This is a genomic window from Acinetobacter calcoaceticus (assembly GCF_016508255.1).
GTDB classification, from domain to species: Bacteria; Pseudomonadota; Gammaproteobacteria; order Pseudomonadales; family Moraxellaceae; genus Acinetobacter; species Acinetobacter calcoaceticus_E.
Genome location: NZ_JADVKT010000001.1, coordinates 341,719 through 360,113 on the forward strand (window position 1 = coordinate 341,719; position 18,395 = coordinate 360,113).

General features: G+C 38.9%; 17 protein-coding genes and 1 pseudogene. 3 read left to right on the plus strand and 15 right to left on the minus strand.

Annotated features, from left to right (window positions below; genetic code table 11):
• Positions 1-117: 117 nt before the first annotated feature.
• Positions 118-1,947, minus strand: coding sequence for a DUF1302 domain-containing protein (locus I5515_RS01620; RefSeq protein ID WP_199964446.1), 1,830 nt, complete (start codon positions 1,945-1,947; stop codon positions 118-120).
• Positions 1,948-2,048: 101 nt separating this feature from the next.
• A complete protein-coding gene (locus tag I5515_RS01625; protein WP_199964447.1) occupies positions 2,049-2,654 on the minus strand; it encodes an RBBP9/YdeN family alpha/beta hydrolase in 606 nt (201 codons plus the stop codon).
• Between the two features lie 280 nt (positions 2,655-2,934).
• Between I5515_RS01625 and I5515_RS01630 the strand changes: the two genes are divergently transcribed.
• A complete protein-coding gene (locus I5515_RS01630) occupies positions 2,935-3,945 on the plus strand; it encodes an AraC family transcriptional regulator (protein ID WP_199964448.1) in 1,011 nt (336 codons plus the stop codon).
• A gap of 115 nt (positions 3,946-4,060) precedes the next feature.
• Here I5515_RS01630 and I5515_RS01635 read toward each other — a convergent pair whose 3' ends face one another.
• The 12 genes and pseudogenes from I5515_RS01635 to I5515_RS01690 all read right to left on the minus strand — a co-directional run bounded on the left by I5515_RS01635 (position 4,061) and on the right by I5515_RS01690 (position 15,312).
• Positions 4,061-5,071, minus strand: a complete 1,011-nt coding sequence (locus I5515_RS01635) for a YeiH family protein (protein WP_199964449.1) — start codon at positions 5,069-5,071, stop codon at positions 4,061-4,063.
• The gene (locus I5515_RS01640) at positions 5,064-5,372 is read right to left on the minus strand and encodes a Rieske (2Fe-2S) protein (protein ID WP_199964851.1); all 309 of its coding nucleotides are present in this window, start codon (positions 5,370-5,372) and stop codon (positions 5,064-5,066) included. Before I5515_RS01640 ends, I5515_RS01635 begins: the two co-directional genes overlap by 8 nt.
• Before the next feature lie 14 nt (positions 5,373-5,386).
• A complete protein-coding gene (locus I5515_RS01645; RefSeq protein WP_199964450.1) occupies positions 5,387-6,043 on the minus strand; it encodes a DsbA family oxidoreductase in 657 nt (218 codons plus the stop codon).
• Positions 6,040-7,392, minus strand: a complete 1,353-nt coding sequence (locus tag I5515_RS01650; RefSeq protein ID WP_199964451.1) for an MFS transporter — start codon at positions 7,390-7,392, stop codon at positions 6,040-6,042. The genes I5515_RS01645 and I5515_RS01650 overlap by 4 nt, the downstream gene beginning before the upstream one ends.
• A gap of 117 nt (positions 7,393-7,509) precedes the next feature.
• Positions 7,510-8,562 carry a 3-keto-5-aminohexanoate cleavage protein gene (locus I5515_RS01655; protein ID WP_199964452.1) on the minus strand — a complete coding sequence of 351 codons (1,053 nt, stop codon included), beginning with the start codon at positions 8,560-8,562 and terminating at the stop codon, positions 7,510-7,512.
• 60 nt (positions 8,563-8,622) lie between these two features.
• Positions 8,623-9,471, minus strand: coding sequence for a TauD/TfdA dioxygenase family protein (locus I5515_RS01660; RefSeq protein ID WP_199964453.1), 849 nt, complete (start codon positions 9,469-9,471; stop codon positions 8,623-8,625).
• A gap of 11 nt (positions 9,472-9,482) precedes the next feature.
• Positions 9,483-10,469 carry a quinone oxidoreductase family protein gene (locus I5515_RS01665; protein ID WP_199964454.1) on the minus strand — a complete coding sequence of 329 codons (987 nt, stop codon included), beginning with the start codon at positions 10,467-10,469 and terminating at the stop codon, positions 9,483-9,485.
• A gap of 138 nt (positions 10,470-10,607) precedes the next feature.
• A pseudogene (locus I5515_RS01670) lies at positions 10,608-11,355 on the minus strand (aspartate/glutamate racemase family protein).
• A 173-nt stretch (positions 11,356-11,528) separates the two neighbouring features.
• Positions 11,529-12,233 (minus strand): membrane integrity-associated transporter subunit PqiC, encoded by a 705-nt coding sequence (locus I5515_RS01675; RefSeq protein WP_199964455.1) that lies wholly within the window; start codon positions 12,231-12,233, stop codon positions 11,529-11,531.
• Complete coding sequence (locus tag I5515_RS01680) at positions 12,223-13,890, minus strand: intermembrane transport protein PqiB (protein WP_199964456.1); 1,668 nt, start codon at positions 13,888-13,890, stop codon at positions 12,223-12,225. Before I5515_RS01680 ends, I5515_RS01675 begins: the two co-directional genes overlap by 11 nt.
• A 7-nt stretch (positions 13,891-13,897) precedes the next feature.
• Positions 13,898-14,707, minus strand: a complete 810-nt coding sequence (locus tag I5515_RS01685; RefSeq protein ID WP_199964457.1) for a paraquat-inducible protein A — start codon at positions 14,705-14,707, stop codon at positions 13,898-13,900.
• On the minus strand, positions 14,704-15,312 hold the full coding sequence (locus I5515_RS01690) for a paraquat-inducible protein A (RefSeq protein WP_199964458.1): 609 nt from the start codon (positions 15,310-15,312) through the stop codon (positions 14,704-14,706). Before I5515_RS01690 ends, I5515_RS01685 begins: the two co-directional genes overlap by 4 nt.
• Before the next feature lie 714 nt (positions 15,313-16,026).
• Here I5515_RS01690 and I5515_RS01695 point away from each other — a divergent pair.
• Positions 16,027-16,608: a TetR/AcrR family transcriptional regulator gene (locus I5515_RS01695; RefSeq protein WP_199964459.1), complete on the plus strand. Its 582-nt coding sequence runs from the start codon at positions 16,027-16,029 to the stop codon at positions 16,606-16,608.
• A gap of 696 nt (positions 16,609-17,304) precedes the next feature.
• On the opposite strand, the gene I5515_RS01700 is transcribed toward I5515_RS01695, so the two are convergent.
• A complete protein-coding gene (locus I5515_RS01700; RefSeq protein ID WP_199964460.1) occupies positions 17,305-17,859 on the minus strand; it encodes a TetR/AcrR family transcriptional regulator in 555 nt (184 codons plus the stop codon).
• Between the two features lie 48 nt (positions 17,860-17,907).
• Here I5515_RS01700 and I5515_RS01705 point away from each other — a divergent pair, with 48 nt between their 5' ends.
• Complete coding sequence (locus tag I5515_RS01705) at positions 17,908-18,057, plus strand: hypothetical protein (RefSeq protein ID WP_199964863.1); 150 nt, start codon at positions 17,908-17,910, stop codon at positions 18,055-18,057.
• Positions 18,058-18,395 lie beyond the last annotated feature (338 nt).

The following is an 18,395-nucleotide window of genomic DNA, read 5'->3' on the forward strand; positions in this document are numbered from 1 at the left end:
TAAACAAGAAGCTTTAATTGGGTCTTTTGTTTATGGCTTTAAAAAAAACTTCTTTATCCCTATGAATCAAAAATTTACTTAATTGTCATTTATTCTAACTTATCATGAGCTAAGAAATTAAAAATTGGCTTTAAATGTTAAGGATACAAAATCTCGATCATCTATCGTGCTAAATTCATTGGAACCAAAAAAGTTATTATAAGCAATCTCTGTAGTATATTTTTGCTTATAGGTCATAGATAACGCCGCGCTTACACTCATTTGCCCTTCTTGAAAATTTTGACTAAAGCCATAAACATCATGTCTAAAGCTAAGACTAGGAGTAAATACAGTTAACGGTAAAATATTTTGATAATTTAATGCCCCACGTAAGCGATAGCCAAAGGACCATTCGTCAAAAAATCCTTTTTTATTACAAAAGCTCGCATTTAACTGATCAATTTCTTCATTTGAAAGATTAGCCGTACCATAAGGCGTACATTTAAATGCTCCTGTTTCAGGATTATAAGCACCTGTTGAAAGCTCACTACGCCCAAAAGCGCCAGTACGCCCTATACGATGATTACCAATATTTGCAATATGATTTAAGGCAAACTCTGTAGACCAATTCAGTGAATCTGCACCTAAAATATTAAATATGCTGTCAGTTGCCCCAACCGAAAATTGTGTGACGGGTAAGCGTACATATCCTTGAATATATTGACCTAATTCAACAGTTTTTCCCGGCGGCGCAAATGGTGTGCCTTCCGATAGCACTTGGGCATAGACAATATCGGTTCCATTTAATTGCAAAGGCTGATTTGGTTTGTGGGTTAATTCACTAAAAACGGTTGTTGTTCCAACTTTCCCAGTCAAACTTAATCCAAACATTTTGATATTTTCAGGATAGATAGAAAAATAACTCGCGGTATTAAAATGCTCTGGTCCCGATGCCGTTACAGCGGTTCCATCAAAGTTTGCATTACGGCTATGGTAGTTCGCATAGTAAATACCTAACTCAGCATTATTTAAACTTGGTAATGTCTGTTTTAAAGCAATACCATATTGACCGTTATCCTTTGCTTTTCTACTTTCTGCACGTGGAATATAGGTACGTAAACGAATTGCGGTATCTGATAATTTGTCTCCACCTCCAGCAATCAGAACTGGACCTGCATTTTCGGGCACAAAGTCTGAAATCTCAAAGAAAGTTCCGCTGCCATCAACAACTGAAGGTCTAAATTTAAATTGATAGAAGCCTTCTATTTTCAAATTTTTATTAATGCTTGTATCGAATGAAAACATTTCGGTTGGAATGATTCTTTCTTTTGTATCACCACCTGGTCGGTTAATTGCAGCAAAATCGAATGCACTCACCGAATTTAAACCGTTTTGGAAAAACTGAGATTTCCCCCAATTTAATGTCTGTTTGCCTAATTTTAAATTTATGCTTTTTCCACCAGCCAGTTCAAAATCTTTCCATATATAGGCATTCCATAAATCGATACCTTTGAACTTTGCTAACCTTGGCCAAGATGAGTCATTAAAAGCTTTTAAATCTCCGTGTCCAGTTTCATAGGCATGGTCATACCAATATTTAGTACTAATGACCGCACCCTGCTGTTTTCCATTTAGCTTAACTTCAGTTATGCCTCTGATGATCTGTGAAATGGCATCATATTTACTAAAATTCATACGCCCATCATCACCATTCACATCAATGCTAGCACCTTGTTTACCTATTTTGTTTGCATCGGGTCGATAAAGTAATGAAGCAGATGGATCTTGTGTACTCCAACTGGTGCCTAAACTTAATATCGTTTTTGATTCTAGTTGCCAGTCTTTATCAAAATCAAAACTACCCGCATGCACTTTAGACATGAATAAAATCAGACTTAATGAAACGCCTATTTTGTGAATGTATAAAAGATGATTATTGATTTGATTTAAATAGATGTAATGACTCATCATATTATCTCCCTATAAATATGATTTTTATTATTTATGCTTATGACTAAAAGCCATCCCTTGGCCTTTAAAGGATTTACATAAGCAGGTATTTTTTTCTACTAGGCAGGTTGTTCAACCTGATCTAACTGTTGAATAAATTGCTCGGCTCTTGGCCAGTACCCAAAACCAGATGCAGGATTCAAATGTCCCACATCACCTAAATTTACAAGTTGGCTTCCCCATTTTGCTGCCATATCACTTACAACTTCGTAACGAGCTAAATGGTCATTTGTGCTTGCCGCCAAAATGCTTGGGAAAGGTAAGCTTTGATTTGGCAAAGGGCTCCACCCTTCTTGTTTAAGTGTGGCTGGATTCGGATAATTTTCAGGCCAACTCTCATTTAAATCAGGAGGTGCAACCAGTAAAGCACCTTGAATAGGTCGTTGATATTTCGCGGCCCAATGTATGGTCATTAGCACACCAGCACTGTGCGCAACCAAAATGACGGGGCCTTGTATTTGTTCAAGTTGTTTTTGGATTGCAGTAACTCGCTTTTCGCAATTGAGTTTATTCGTTTGTACAGGAGCTACAGAACATACCTTAGCCAGGCGCTTTTCCAAGAGGGTTTGCCAATGCATTTCGACATGATCACGTAACCCCGGAATAATTAAAATAGTTGCTTTAGTTTGTATTTTTTCCATTTCGACACCTGTGAACCTAGTCATCTACAATGCATAAGAATTTGTATAAAATTTAAGTTCACAATAAAGACTCATTTCTTTGAATGATGTACATAAGGCGTCAGAGACTTTTCATTTGATGACAGAACTGTCAAAATTTTTTAAATATTTTAGTCATTACAAATAAATGAAAAGAGAGCCTCACAAAACCACATTACTTTATGCTCCAGCACTTAAATAAAAGCTTTTGTAATGTGGATATTTTGGTTATAACTAAATAGGAGCTGTAAGGAATATGGCTTATTAAGAACAAGGAGATAATAAAATGGTCCCTCTTGCGCATACGGCCTCTTTAAAAAACTATTTGGCAGTTGCCCAACAATTAGATGTTAATCCTTACCCTTTATTATCACGTGTGGGTCTTAGTCAAACTCAAATAAATAATGATAAGCAACGTATTCCAGTAGATAAAGCAATCTCGTTGCTTGAAGAATCAGCTCAAATGAGTGGTTGCGATGTGTTTGGCCTGCATATGGCAGAACAGCGTGAAATCGCAGATTTTGGAGAAATTAGTCTATTACTCAATTATCAGCATACTTTACGTGATGCTTTACAAACCATTGTTCGATATCGCAACTTATTTAATAACTCACTGGAAATTTATATTGAAGAAGTGAGTCATACGGTCATTATTCGCGAAGAAGTTGTAACGACAACTTGGGGATATAGTCGTCAGGCAACAGAACTTGCCGTGGGCATTACACATCGTTTCTGTGCAGCTCTACTGATGCAAAAATGGCGACCATTAAGTGTGCATTTCACCCATAGTGAACCAAGTGACTTATCATTACATCGGCGTATTTTTGGTTGTTCATTAGAGTTTGGTAGTGACTTTAATGGCATTGTCTGCACCACAGCAGAACTCGATACGACAAACCCGCAAGCCAATCTAGCCATGGCCAACCATGCTCAACGTTATTTAGATATTTTGCAAAATGACAATGAATCAACCATACTTTTTGATATTCGAAAAAGTATCTATCTTCTTTTACCAATGGGTCGCGCTAGCATTGACCAAATTGCCCAAGCACACGGCATTCATGTGCGTACATTACAACGTCGTTTAGAAGAATCGCATACAAGTTTTAGTGACTTAATGAATGAAGTACGTAAAGACCTCGTATTTCGTTATTTAAAAAATCTAAATTATTCACTCGCTCAAGTGTCTGATATTTTAGGTTACTCAATGCCGAGTTCTTTTACCCGTTGGTTTATTAGTCAATTTGGCATGTCACCTACCATGTGGCGCAATCAAAACAAAGCCCTTCTGAATTAATGTGTTTTGATCTCAAACTTACTACAGTTTAATAAAGTTGAAATTGTATGAGTTATAAAAGGAAGCGTTGGTGAATTTGTCCCAAAACTTCCTTAAATTATTTAACTTATTAAAATTAGAACCACCAATGCATTAGGGCCAACACCAATACCACTAAAAAGGCACTTTCACCTACCATCAACAGAATAGGTTTAATACCAACAGAAGCCAGCTCTTTTAACTGAGTTTTCATTCCTAAAGCACTAATTGAAATCACTAAAAACCAGCGTGATAAATCATTGATTCCATTTTGAATGATTATAGGCACCCATCCCGTACTGTTAATGCAAGCGAGAATTAAAAAGCCAACAGCAAACCAAGGCAGTAATGGTGGCCGCTCTCCTGTTGAATCTGCACCTTGCATGCGGGTAATCATTGCGGCACAAACAATAACCGGAAGTAGCATTGCAACACGCATGAGTTTAACGACAGTAGCAATATCCCCTGTTTCGGTTGACATGCTATAACCGGCTCCGACCACTTGTGCGACATCATGAATGGTAGCACCAAGAAAAATACCAGCAGCTTGGGGTGATAACTCTAACCACTTGGCAATCATGGGATATACAATCATTGCAAAGGTTGAGAGTGCTGACACACCAATGACGGTAAATAAGGTCGCTTTTTCTTTTTGCGGATGGTTAGGAAATGCAGCAGAAAGAGCCAAAGCAGCCGAAGCACCACAAATTGCTGTCGACCCACCCGTTAACATACCAAATAATTTTTTAAACCCTAAAATTTTGGCAGTAATCACTGAAACCGAGATTGTGACAATAACAAGCGTTATGACTAAAGCGATAGGTTGCCACCCTAGTGCAGTAATTTGCCCCAAAGTTATACGCATGCCGAGTAAAGCAATTCCCATCCGAAGCACAGTACGCGCAGTAAACTCTATGCCCGCCTTACATTTACTTTCAGCTGCTAAAAAATTCAGACTCATTCCCAACAGCAAGGCAAATAACATGACTGGGGCACCATAGTGCTCAGATAAAAAACAGGCAGCCGCTGCAACAACCGAACTTACAATAAAACCAGGTGCTAATTCTCGTGTACGCTGGGTAAAATTTTTCAAAACTAAACTAGCCATGATTTTCCCCAGAACCCATCACAATAAATATCTTTTCCCCACTCACTTCTACGGGATAAGTTGCAACTTTGAGCTGAGAAGAATTAAGTAAACAGCCATTTGCTAAATCAAAGCGTAGACCATGGGCACAACACTGAATGACTCGACCTTCTAAACGTCCACTAAATAGTGAGGCGCCCTGATGAGGACAACTGTCATCGATTGCATAAAACTGAGTCGCAATATTAAATAGCGCGAGGGTTTTACTCCCCACTTTAAGAAACGCCCGCTCACCAGCGTTCGGTATTTTCTCTATCGGCACTTCAAATCGATTGATCATATCAACTCTCCTTGTACAACCAATGCCTCACGCATTACCTGATAAAGTGCATCTGCTGACTGTGCTCCGACTAACGCGGAACCGCTATCAAAAATAAAGTAAGGCACGCCATTGCCTCCCGTACTTGCAGATATAAAATCTTCATGATCTTGAATAAGCGCACTTTTTATAAGCTCAGATGAAAAACCACACTGTTTTGCTATTCTGGATAAAGTGATTGTGTTTCCAATGTCTAACCCATCATAAAAATATGCAGAAAATAGTTGTTCTAGAAGCATATTGCACTGTTCAGGACTGCCTATATTGAGTGCTTTTTCGAATAGTCGATGGGCTTTCGCTGTATTTGGCATACGCTTAATTCGTTCAAAATCAATTTTGAGTCCTACCTGATTGGCGGCTTTATTGACTTGCTCTTGTCTCATGTGAACCGTGGTCAAGCTCCCTAACCTTTTCAAATAAAAAGCTTGAAAAGGTACACCTTCAATCGGCAAGTCAGGGATAAGCTGAACACCACGCCAACGCACTACAACTTTCACTCGAGGGTTAAGCTGATAAAATCTATTGATAGCGATCAGCAACTGACGTTTTCCGATCAAACACCAAGGACAAATAAAGTCAAAAAATACATCAATATGTAATTGCCGAATCATCATTTGTTATTCATCCCGCATTGTTTTATTTGTTTACCCGACTGGGCGATAGATTGATTCATTTCTTGAGCGCTAAAACGAGCCATATCTTTGTGATAGTGGCGCTTGGCATAAAAGAATACGGCAGCGGCGGCAATACTGACCAATGGCATAAGTTGAAATGCATTTTGTAAACCAATCACATCAGATATTTTGCCAACGACCAGAGGACCAAGTGCTAAACCAAGAAAATTGTTAGCCAAAGTGAGCGTTGCAAAAGCTGAACCATGAACTGAGTTATGGGTGAGATTAGCCACCATGGCACTTGATGGCCCATTGGTTCCTAAAGCGATAAACATACCAAGGCAAATTAAAATGAGCTGACTACGCCCAGCTGACAAAGCAAATGCTATGGATAGGATTAGGCAACCCACCAAGCAGTATGTAATTGCTAAACTGACCTTACGAGCAGGACGATTACGACCTAAATAATCACACAACATGCCGCATAAAATAGTACCCACCGCACTGCAAAGTACAATGAGAGCAGCCATCACTCCTGCTCTATCGGTACTCATGCCGTAATAGCGATTGAGATAACTCGGCATCCAGACAATAACTGTACCGCCAACAAACAATTGCAGTCCGCTGCCAATGTAAGTTGCAATAACTGAACGACTTGAATACAAGCTTCTTAAAGGGTTCTGATTTTTTAATACGTTGCTTTGCTTTCTTTGTTTTGGCTGAGATGAAACTATTCTTTTTTCTTTGACCAAAACCGGATATATAAAAGCTAAAATTAATCCAAATAAAGCAATACCCCCAAAAGCCCAACGCCAGCCAAAGTGTTGTGCCATAACACCGCCTAAAGCCATCCCTAAAAATGAACCAAATACACCGCCAGCCATAAAAGCACTTGCTAGCGTTGCGCGCATTTCTCTAGGAAAGACAGCAACAACAACGGCTATCCCAACACTGCCATAGGCAGCTTCACCCACACCAACCATAAAACGGGCAATAAACATTTGCTCATAATTTTCTGCAAGTGCACACCCTAAAGTCGCTAGACTCCATAGTGTCGCCATGATGGCCAAGCTTTTAACTCGTCCAAAACGGTCTGCCACTAAAGATAGCGGTAGCGTTAATAAACCCACCATTAAAGCAACAATGCCACTGAGTAAACCTAACTGGCTATCGCTCAGTAACCACTCACTTTTAAGTAAGGGAAAAACTGCATTTAATACTTGTCGTGACATGTAATCTGAAATGAGCAAGCCAAAAGTCAAAGCAAAAACGAGCCACGCATAACGACGAGGAATACCGATTGATGTATCAACACTACTCACCGGATCTGAATACTGATGTGCATTCATACGACCTCCTTGTATTTTTTATAATTTCTATTTAGCCAGTGCAGCATCGCGTTTTAAGAATTAACGCGAGTACTGTGCACTACAAATGAGGTCTAAATTCCATTAGACCTCATCATGTTAATTACGTTGAGGAACACCTTTTTGCCCTGCTTGGCGGTTAGGTGACATACCATTTGCGATTAGCGTTTCTTCAACACTGTTGTATTGCACTCCAATACGATAAATTTCACGGGCTTCCTTACCTGATGCAATTTCACGGCCTAATTCATGTGCAATCCGAACCGTTTGCTTAACCTGTTCTACAGATGAAAAACGGCGTCCGTGATGATCAATAATCGTGTCTTCATTCCCAACACGAGCATGTAAACCCATTGCCATCGACATGGTGTTAAAAGGCAATACGTTTTTGAGCAGTGATTCAGAAGTCAAAGTACATCCATCAGGTACGCGATGAATAAAATTAAAGAAATTAAATGGGTTTGGACCATCAAAACCACCACCAATTCCAATCCAAGTTAAATTGAGCGGCCCCATATACAACCCTTTACGTACCATACGCTCCAGAGTTTCAAGTCCATGCATGCCGGTTAATTGAAAGTGCGGTTGAATATTGTTTTTACATAAGCGCTTAATATGTTCAGTCAGCCATGCAGGGCCTGCTGGCACAGTCATCTCTGCATAGGCTGCCTGAATCGCTGGATGTGCCAATGACGTCCCTTCTAAATATTCAGGATAGAGCAATTCCATAATATTCATTTGTGTGGTGTTAATAGCCACCGTGACTTGATCAGGTTTTGGTGTAAGTTCAGCTAACATATGTCGAGTGTCGTCACTTAACCATAGTGCTGCCTCACCTTCACTTTCTGGTGCAAATGAAATCGAGCCACCCACCTGAATAATCATGTCTGGCACAGCTTCACGTACGCCAGCAATGAGTTCATTAAACTTTGAGAGTCTTTTAGAGCCTTTTCCATCGAGTTCGCGTACATGCAAGTGCAGCACGGTAGCGCCAGCCTCATAACAATCGACCGCTTTTTGTATTTGCTCTTCCATTGTTACAGGAATATCTTCGGGAAAATCTTCTGGCATCCATTCCGGTCCATACGGTGCAACGGTAATGACCACTTTTTCCATATTTTCTGGGTGCAATGAGTCGTCAAAGAATTGCATGTTCATCTCCTTATATATTTTTAGAATTTTCAATTAGATAAAATTATTTAACCTACACGCTTAATAGGTTGCGTTACCAATAATGCCTGCCCGCTCCATTTTTCGGTGACAAGGCGGATAGTCCATAACGGCATAGTGTTGTGTACTGCGGTTATCCCAAATTGCAATACTGTTAGGCCTCCAACGCCAACGCACTTGAAACTCTGGAATATATGCTTGAGAAACTAAATAACGTAATAGCTCAGCTGCACCCGGATTGGCATCTTGTCCAAACCGAACACGTTCTTTGGTGTGATAGTTACTGAAATGTGTAGTAAAAGCGTTGACATACAAAATTTTCTCGCCCGTTTCAGGATGAGTACGTACTACAGGGTGCTCAGCGTCGGGAAACTTTGCTTTTAAGTCCAAGCGTTTTTCAAGCGGCATTGCAGCACCAAAACTGGCCTCGATACTATGGTAAGCACGTAAGTCTGCAATCTTGTCTTTAATATCATCAGGTAAAGACGCATAGGCCATAACCATATTCGTCCACATTGTATCGCCGCCTACAGGTGGGCATTCGACACAATGCAGTACACATCCCATTGGTGGGACCTTGCGCCAACTCGCATCACTGTGCCAAGCATTTTCATAACGATCGACTGGGCTTTCCGGGTTTTTATAAATTTGCACTAAACCCGGATGATCAGGATGACTTCCTACAGCAGGGTGATCTTCTAGCTGTCCAAATTTTTCTGCAAATGCCACATGATCTTGACGTGTTAAATGCTGGTCTCGTAAGAATAAAACACGATGTTTAAGCAATTGGGTACGAATTTCAGAAAATAAATCATTATCATGAATTGCATCAGCGAGTTTTACACCGCTTAACTCCGCCCCAATATTGCAAGTTAACTGTTCAATTTGCATAAGAAATCCCTTCAAATTACAAAGATTGATGAACCTGTCGTTTTACGTGCTTCTAAGTCACGATGAGCTTGCACGGCATCCTTTAGCTCATAACGCTGATTAATTTCGATTTTGATTCGTCCATGTCGAACATGATCAAATAGTTCATTTGCCAGTTCTTTTTTCTCGGCAGGATCTGCAATGTAATCGGCCAACGCTGGACGTGTCATAAACAGTGAACCTTTCACGGCAAGTAATACTGGATCAAAAGCAGGAATTGGTCCAGATGCAGTGCCCACGCACACCAGCAAACCACGGCGTTTGAGTGAGTCTAATGAACTCATAAAAGTAGCTTGGCCAACGCTATCGAAAACGACATTTACACCCACGCCACCTGTTAACTCGCGTACACGCTCAGCAACATTTTCATGGCTATAGTTAATGACATGATCGCAACCATGCGCTCGTGCTACGGCCGCTTTTTCTTCTGAAGATGTTGTACCAATAACAGTTAAACCAAGTAATTTAGCCCACTGAGAAACAATCAGCCCAACACCACCAGCGGCTGCATGTAATAAAATTGAGTCACCAGCTTTAAAGTCATAAATACGTCGCATTAAATAAGCGGCGGTCAGCCCTCTCATTGTCATAGCGGCTGCGGTTTCACAAGAAATTTCTTCGGGTAACTTAATTAAAGTATCGGCTGAAATGAGGCGTTTAGTGCTATATGCACCTAAAGTATTTAAAAAACCTGTATAAGTAACTCGATCACCTACAGCAAATTGGGAAACGCCTTCACCGACGGCCTCTACTACACCTGAAGCTTCGACACCCATGCCATTAGGCATTGGAATTTTATAAGTTCCATTACGAAAATATGTATCGGCATAATTTAAACCAACCGCTACATGGCGTAGACAAACCTCTCCTTTTTTTGGTTCGCCTACTTCCACTTCTTCATAGCGCATAACTTCGGGCGTTCCTGTTCCATAGAAACGTATAGCTTTATTCAACGTCATGTCCTATTCCATCTTTTGGTTTTTTATTAACTGCCTTTAAAAGCAATAACCAAAATTACAATAGTTAGGATATGCACCACTTTACATTTGACGACACAGGCTTAACGATTAATGACAAGGACAATATTTAAAATATTGCTAAATAATGTTCGCAGCAGACATCCGTAGGTTGAGGAGGCTATGAGCGTTTTTATTTTCATTTAAGCTAAAACTGACCGCTTCTTTTGCATGAATGGCCGTCGTATCAAATAAAGGAACCGAAAATTTAAGCTCACCAATCAACATACAAATTTCAGTACAGCCTAAAATAATTCCTTGGGCGCCTTCTGCTATAAGCTCATCAACAATTGCCATATATTTTTGTCTTGAATCTGGATTGATGATGCCTAAACATAACTCCTCATAAATTACCTTGTGAACAATTTTTCTATTTTCCTCACTAGGAATCATTACTTCTATTCCTGACTCTGCCAAACGATCTTTATAAAAATCCTGTTCCATCGTAAAGGCCGTTCCTAAAAGTGCGACTTTACCAATGTTTTGACTCAAAATTTCTTTTGCTGTCGCATCGGCAATGTGTATGAATGGAACGGTAATAGCTTCTTCAATTTGAGGCGCAATTTTATGCATAGTATTGGTACAGACCAAAATACAATCTGCCCCCTGCTTTTTCTAAATTTAGCGCTTGCTCGGCTAAATACGCTCCTGCCTCTTGCCATAACCCTTTAGATTGCAGCGCTGCAATTTCTTCAAAATCGACGCTATTAATAATGACTTTAGCTGAATGCAATTTTCCTAATTTACTATGAATCATTTTGTTTATTTGCTGATAATACAGAACCGTAGATTCCCAACTCATTCCACCTAATAAACCAATTGTTTTCATTTTTTCAGTCCTTCTATTTATGCAAAACTTATCTATATCTTTTTTTAAAGAAGCCTAGCTAGAATAAAATTGCTCTGTTTATAGCAAAAAAATCCCATTTAAATACAAAAAAAGCCCCTTAAAGATAAGGAGCTATAAATTGAAGTAATTCTAAAAATCGTAAGAAAGTATAGTTATGAACACGTTACCCCATTACCTATCGTTTTCTTATTCGAATCTAACGCCACAATTGAAGCAGAAACCGTATTAATAATTTGGGTCATTGCCTCACTTGACGCACTCACAATGGCTTCGAGTTTTTTAGCTTTTTGATCGAGTGGCTGCTTAAAAGCAATTCGACAATTGAGCTGAGATCCTGCATTCGTGATGACTTTCGCATTATTTGACTCTAATTGAGTTGGTGGTATTTGACGTTTCACCACCCAAGACACAGCAACGTTAATATTGCTTTTATCTACAATATCAAAATGAGAAAAGTCTGTAGAAACTCGATATAACGGTTGATTGTTTCCAGCAAGACCACTGCTATAACTGTCAATTGCGCCTAATTTTTGTTGTAAACCCGCAGATAAAGTATCGCGTAATTGCGTACTCATGGTCGAAGTCCAACGCTCATTATCCAAGACGGTAGACTTACCATTGCTGTCTTGTAGCACCAAAGGAGCACGGTCTAAACGGTCTGGAAGTCCAACTGGTAAAACTTCAATCACTCGAATCGTTGAGTTGACCGCCGGAGTAACTTTCGGGCTAATCGTATAATAATTGGGAGTTGGTGAACTCGAACAGGCTGTTATAGCAGCTCCTGTTAAAAACAGGCCACTTCCAAGCAGCCATTTGGCTGCTTTAGAGTGTAAGGAGTGATTCTTTTTATTTTTCATCGTTGGCCTCTGGTCGCTTACCACGAATAATAGATTCAGGATGTTGTTCAATATAATCTGACATTAACTGTAAAGAAGCTGCCGCACGTGTCATTTGCTGCAATGCTTTGCGTACATCTTGTTGTAATGGCGCATCGCTCGACAAAATAGACTCAGATGATCTGACAGTTTTACGAACATCGTCTAAGGTTGCTTGTAAACCAGGTGCAACTTTTCCATCTAATTGTTTAATCAGTTTGTCGGTAGAAGCGATAGCGGTGTTCATATTGTTGAGCGTTTTACGCACATCTTGCCCAATCTCAACTAATGGGAATTTAGTTAACTTGTCAGCAATTTGAGAAACTTGTGCTTGTAAGCCACTCAGTTCAGTTGGTGTAGTTGGAATCACCACACGATCATCGCTCAAAATTTGTAATGTGGCTGGTTTCGCTTTAGGGAACTTATCGAGGGCAATATAGTTTTGACCCGTGAGCAGGTTACCTGTTCTCATTTGAGCACGCCATCCATGTTCAACAAAATCTTTGAAAATGTTGCTGTTTGGATTAAGCGCTTGACCATTTTCAACACGCGAAGGATAGATAACAGCCTCAACACGCATACGAATCTGCTTATAGTTGTTATAAAACTCCGCATTAATTGATTTAACATTACCAATTTCAATACCCATGAAATCGATTGGTGCCCCGACAGATAATCCACGTAGTGAATGGTCAAAGTACATAATCACGCCACGTGGTTGACCATCTGGCTCTTTGAATGCTTCACCTTTTGAATCCCAAAGACTAAAGCGACTATTATTCGCCGCCATAGTGGCATGCGAGGTTTCAGGGAAACCAAAAGCAATACCACCTGCAACAATACTTGCAAGCGATTGAGTATTTAAATTAAAGCCTGAAGCATTTAAGGTCACATCTATACCACTGGCCTGCCAAAAACGTGCATCTGTAGTCACGAACTTATCATACGGCGCGCGAATAAAGGTTTGCAGTTCAACGTTCTTACCATCATCTGACAGTTTATAGGCAGTAATTTGCCCCACATTAATTCGACGATAATAAATTGGAGACCCGATATCTAAAGACCCTAAATCCTCCGCTTTTAAGAAAAATACTTTCCCCGGAACATCCGAAGATATGACAGGCGGTATTTCTAACCCAGTAAATTCACTCTTTTCTTCGGGTGATTTACCACCATCCACTTCAATATAAGAACCTGACAATAATGTGTCTATTCCTGAAATACCACTCGTCCCAATACGTGGTCGAACCACCCAAAACCGCGAATCTTTAGCAGCAAAGTTACTCGCATTTTTGCGAAGATCAATTTTAGCAATAATGTGCGAACGGTCATCTGACAGATCAATCTGGCGTACCAAACCAATATCGACCTGTTTATAACGGACCGTCGTTTTACCCGCGACAAGCCCCTCAGCCGTTCTAAAAGACACTTCAATTGTTGGTCCATGAGACAGCAACGTTTTTACTGCTAAAGAAAGTGCAATTAAAAGCGCTATTAATGGAATGAGCCAGATTAATAGAGGCTTCCATCGGCTTCTCTTTTCTTGGGGTTCTGGTAAATCATTCATGCTATCCAGTTCAACATCGGCATTGTGATGATCTGAGTTACCAGTGGTTATTTCATTTTCAGACATACTCATTGTTCTTTTATTGACTGGGATTAATAGAATCATTATTCAGTGGCGGATGTGCTGCCTGAATAATTGTTGTTTTTTCAGAAGAAAAAGATGTTGGTCCGTTTTTATCTTGAGATGTGTAAGCATTATCCCAAATAATACGCGGATCGAAGCTCAGTGATGCAAACATCGTTAAAACCACAACTGCGCCAAAAGCAATAGAACCCGGCCCTGCTAAAATAGTAGCAAGTGATTGAATCTGAATGAGGGCTGTTAATAATGCCACCACAAAAACATCAATCATTGACCAACGCCCAATAAATTCCACAATTCGGTATAACTTAACGCATTGCTCGGGTAAAAATTTCCAGCCGGCCGATCTCTGTAGATATACCGCGATTAATAAAAAATACAAAATCAGCAGTTTCAACATAGGAATGAAAATGCTGGCCATAAAAATAACAACAGAAACTAAATAGTCTCCATTTTGCCAAAAGTAGATTACCCCACTTATGATCGTATCTTTTTGCTGACCTAAAAGTGAGTCAGTCACCGTCATTGGAAGGACATTGGCTGGAATATAAAGAATAGTTGCAGCCACCACCAAGGCAAAGGTTCGGTTTACACTTGCTGGCTTACGTGAATGCAGCACACTCTTACATCTAACACAGCGTAAGACTTGATGGCTTTTAGCTCGTCGTTTGTTTTCAACCTGAGAAGAATTTAATAACCCACAGCAATGACATAAAATTAATGAAAGATCTTTGGCTCTTGGATATTTTTTAAGAACCATACTGTGCGGCGAGCTTTTTTGATGAATCACATGTTTGATTGTTTTCATGGCAGTGACCTATCAATTTCGTTCCATATATCACTCACCTTGATTGAAGTAATATAGACCAACAATACGCTTAAAACCGCGAAAGCCCATAAAGCAACTTCAGGAATCACCAAAACCATTCCTATTAATTTCACAAGTGTGACTAAAATTCCAATTAAGAAGACCTCAACCATTCCCCACACTCTCATAAAGAAAAGTGTACGCAATGCAATCACTAGAAATTGAGGCCTTTTTTTAAATACGCCCACCGATGTAAACACATATCCAAGTAATAAAAGATAGGCAAGTGGCACAATAAAAGTAGTGATTAAAATGAGTACACCAACAAAAGCGCGATCATAGTGAAACATGACCCATACGGCGCCAAGTAGAGTGGTTTCGGAAGTATTTCCTTGTAATTCAATTTTTACGATGGGAAAGCTATTGGCAAGAATAAATACAATGATGGCAGTTAAAATCAAAGCAAGTAACGAAGTAAAAGACTTTGTATGTCGATAGAGTTCAGCACCACAGCAAACACAATAAGCTCGTTTCCCGTAAGCAAGCGGAGTCCTACGATAGACTGTATCGCACTCCTCACAACCTGCTAATTCATTAAGCTGCATAGTTATACTCTGAAATTTATAATTTTTACTGCGTCACACAAAACTCTTTTATTACTAAGATAAATTAAAATATAAATCAATCTAAAATCGATCTCAGTCAATATAAATTTTGCGGTAAAACCACTATAGATGTTGTTCAATATATTGTTGAAACTGCTGAATAATATGTACAGATTCTGTGGTTGAATTGAAATAGAGACCATAAGTCAAAGGCCTAAGTTGCGGTAACACATCGCTTTTTATGGGTTGAATGTCAGTGGGAATTTGAAAACATGATCTCAAGCTGATTCCAATACCAGCCCGTACAGCAGGCCATAAAGAAAAAGTGAGGCTCGAGCAGCCTCACTTTTTATTAGCTATCGCTTAATTCTCTATCTTCGTCTGTTATCCACTGATTTTTCATTTTGCTCACCTGAATTGCAACTCCATATTTAATGACTTATTTTCGCAACTTTGTTGACGAGCAAAACTCTTCGTATTGCTATTTTAATTTTTTCTTTTTCAAAGAAGGATATTTTATTGTTCTTTATAAAAATGCCCCTACGCGCATCCTTACATTTTTATAAATTTGAGTCAAAATCGAACATATTTTATTAAATACATACAATTCTGTCTATTTTCTTATATCAATCTCACCTCTAGTGACTAGTTTAATAACCCGTCTATACATTAAAATAAAAAGCTTAATACTTCAGCAAATTACACTAACCTATTATGAATGCAGAAATAAAATTTAAAAAACAATCAAAACGAGAAATTATACTGAACACTGCAACCCAGCTCTTTATTCAGGAAAGTTATATCGGTGTTGGTATAGACCGTATTATTGCGGAATCTCATGTAGCCAAAATGACTTTTTATAAGAATTTCCCATCTAAAGAAGAACTAGTATTCGCTTGCTTAAAGGAATTAAAACTCGATATTCAGCTTGCTGTAGAAGAGCATATCTCGGAAGGACGAACTCCTTTAGAGAAACTAAAACAACTCTATATGTGGCATATCGACTGGGTGAATCAAAATGGTGCCAGAGGATGCCCATTTCATAAAGCACGCATGGATGTAGGAGACTTATATCCATCCATTCAAGTCGTACTAAATGAATACCGAGATTGGTTATTCGACACGACAAGTTCGATTGTGAACCAATTAGAACTAAAGGACCCTATAGCTCTAACCCATCTATTTCTCTCACTTCTGGATGGAATAATCAATAGTTCTGTCTGTGAAACAGGCCCGATCCGACCTCAGAAAACGTGGAACTATATCAATACATTAATTGAGCTAGAGACTAGCTAAATGTAAATCAAACGCTATATTTCTAAAAAATAAATTTACGTTCATGATGGATGGTTTCAGATTAAAATGAGACTGTCATCATTTATTACAATAACATGCATATATTTAAAGGACGGTAAAAAATACATTAACTTTAAGAGTAATACTTTATGAAAACAAATAAGAACTTACTAAATTCATCCGTCAAGCAACGTACCCCCATTGGGCTTATTATCTGTTATCTCATATTGGGTTTACCAGCCAGCTTGGCCATTGGTAGCTTAATTGCCCAACTTCTGACAATTAACATATCCTTTTTTGAAGGAAGAAGCGGTTATATTTGGATATGGTTATTTATAATTGTATCCCCATTCATCTATTTCGCTTGTTTGATTACTCTATCTATTCTTTTAAAAAAATATGCTAAGGCTCTCCCTACTTTTGTGGCCATATTTGGAATACTAAGTGTCTTTGGCTTAACTTTTTTAGTATCCATATAAAAATACATAATTATTTTGGCTTTTAAATCTCTTTGTTCTGACAACCAAATAGTTTTTGGTTAGATGAATCTAATAGTAGTTCTACTTTATTCATCATAACTTACCAACTTTTTCTGAGCATTGTATTGTAAAGCCCAAAAGAGTACTCAATTACCTTTATCCTTAAAACAAGCATGATTATAGGTATTCTATATTTCTATTATTTAATTCATTGAGCTTAACCCTTTGGCTTAAAAAAATATTCTAAAACCACATCTCTATCCTCCAAGCTGTTTGTACTTAAAAACTCGAACATTAAGCCATCAATTAAGTTTAAAACGATGTCGGCATCTGGTTTTAATGCATGGGTTTCTAGGCTAAAAATGAGTTCAAAAATCTCCCGAGTCAGCCATTTTCTATACTCAATCGCCATACGGTAAGCTAGTGGATAAACTGCTTTAGTTTCAAAAAAGGCTTTAAGTAAAAGGTAATACTGGCTATTAAAATTAACATGTAAAACAATAATCTCTTTGAGTTTATCACTTGAGGTTCGATAACGATTTGAATAAATAATGGCAAGCACTTCTTCTTTGAGTCGGCTTTTTTGAAAGGTCACACACGTTTCAATGAAGCGTTCTTTAGAGTGAAAGTAGTTATAAAAAGTAGCCTTAGGAATTTTGGATTTTTTAACAATGAGGTCCACACCCGTATTGTGGAACCCATAGATATTGAATAGATCTATGGCGGTATGGATAACCTGTAATTTTTTGGAAGAGATTTCTAAATGTGGCATAGTTATTCCGTTATAAATTCTTGTTGTTTCTAAATGAGATAAAAAACTGTGCCCTTTCTGGGAGAAAAAAAGGCACAGCAAAGCCGTAAAGACTGTGCTTGGCACATCTCAAGTTTTATTGTTGATGCAAGTTTTTTGAGCCGTAATGACTTAAAGCCTGAAAACCCTAAAGGTTATCAAGCTGCTTTAAATTTTTAAGTTGTGTCGTTATAGCTTTTGGCATCGAGAGCCAAGAAATTAAGAATGTGCAAAGCCAACTCCTTTTTATTGGGAGTTCTGCCAGACATTTATAGAATTATGGTGGCAGAACGAAAGGGGTTCGCAGACTGGCTTCAAGAGACCCAGCACACCCGAAGGTGTCCCCCTCCGTTCCACCATAGAGGGGGCGCGAGGGTGTACACACTAAAAGAAGAATCTTTTAATGCTCTTGAAGTTCGGTCTGCGACGACCGACTGGCAATGTAGGCCAGCAGGCAAAGGATAATCGGCAAGGTTTAGAGTGTCAATGTGATATTGGCTAGAAATTGGTTAAATAAT

Bases quoted from the DNA above. Each gene is read 5' to 3' on its own strand.
- I5515_RS01620 (WP_199964446.1), bottom strand. From the start codon at position 1,947: ATGAGTCATTACATCTATTTAAATCAAATCAATAATCATCTTTTATAC.
- I5515_RS01625 (WP_199964447.1), bottom strand. From the start codon at position 2,654: ATGACTAGGTTCACAGGTGTCGAAATGGAAAAAATACAAACTAAAGCA.
- I5515_RS01630 (WP_199964448.1), top strand. From the start codon at position 2,935: ATGGTCCCTCTTGCGCATACGGCCTCTTTAAAAAACTATTTGGCAGTT.
- I5515_RS01635 (WP_199964449.1), bottom strand. From the start codon at position 5,071: ATGGCTAGTTTAGTTTTGAAAAATTTTACCCAGCGTACACGAGAATTA.
- I5515_RS01645 (WP_199964450.1), bottom strand. From the start codon at position 6,043: ATGATGATTCGGCAATTACATATTGATGTATTTTTTGACTTTATTTGT.
- I5515_RS01650 (WP_199964451.1), bottom strand. From the start codon at position 7,392: ATGAATGCACATCAGTATTCAGATCCGGTGAGTAGTGTTGATACATCA.
- I5515_RS01655 (WP_199964452.1), bottom strand. From the start codon at position 8,562: ATGCAATTCTTTGACGACTCATTGCACCCAGAAAATATGGAAAAAGTG.
- I5515_RS01660 (WP_199964453.1), bottom strand. From the start codon at position 9,471: ATGCAAATTGAACAGTTAACTTGCAATATTGGGGCGGAGTTAAGCGGT.
- I5515_RS01665 (WP_199964454.1), bottom strand. From the start codon at position 10,469: ATGACGTTGAATAAAGCTATACGTTTCTATGGAACAGGAACGCCCGAA.
- I5515_RS01675 (WP_199964455.1), bottom strand. From the start codon at position 12,233: ATGAAAAATAAAAAGAATCACTCCTTACACTCTAAAGCAGCCAAATGG.
- I5515_RS01680 (WP_199964456.1), bottom strand. From the start codon at position 13,890: ATGAGTATGTCTGAAAATGAAATAACCACTGGTAACTCAGATCATCAC.
- I5515_RS01685 (WP_199964457.1), bottom strand. From the start codon at position 14,707: ATGAAAACAATCAAACATGTGATTCATCAAAAAAGCTCGCCGCACAGT.
- I5515_RS01690 (WP_199964458.1), bottom strand. From the start codon at position 15,312: ATGCAGCTTAATGAATTAGCAGGTTGTGAGGAGTGCGATACAGTCTAT.
- I5515_RS01695 (WP_199964459.1), top strand. From the start codon at position 16,027: ATGAATGCAGAAATAAAATTTAAAAAACAATCAAAACGAGAAATTATA.
- I5515_RS01700 (WP_199964460.1), bottom strand. From the start codon at position 17,859: ATGCCACATTTAGAAATCTCTTCCAAAAAATTACAGGTTATCCATACC.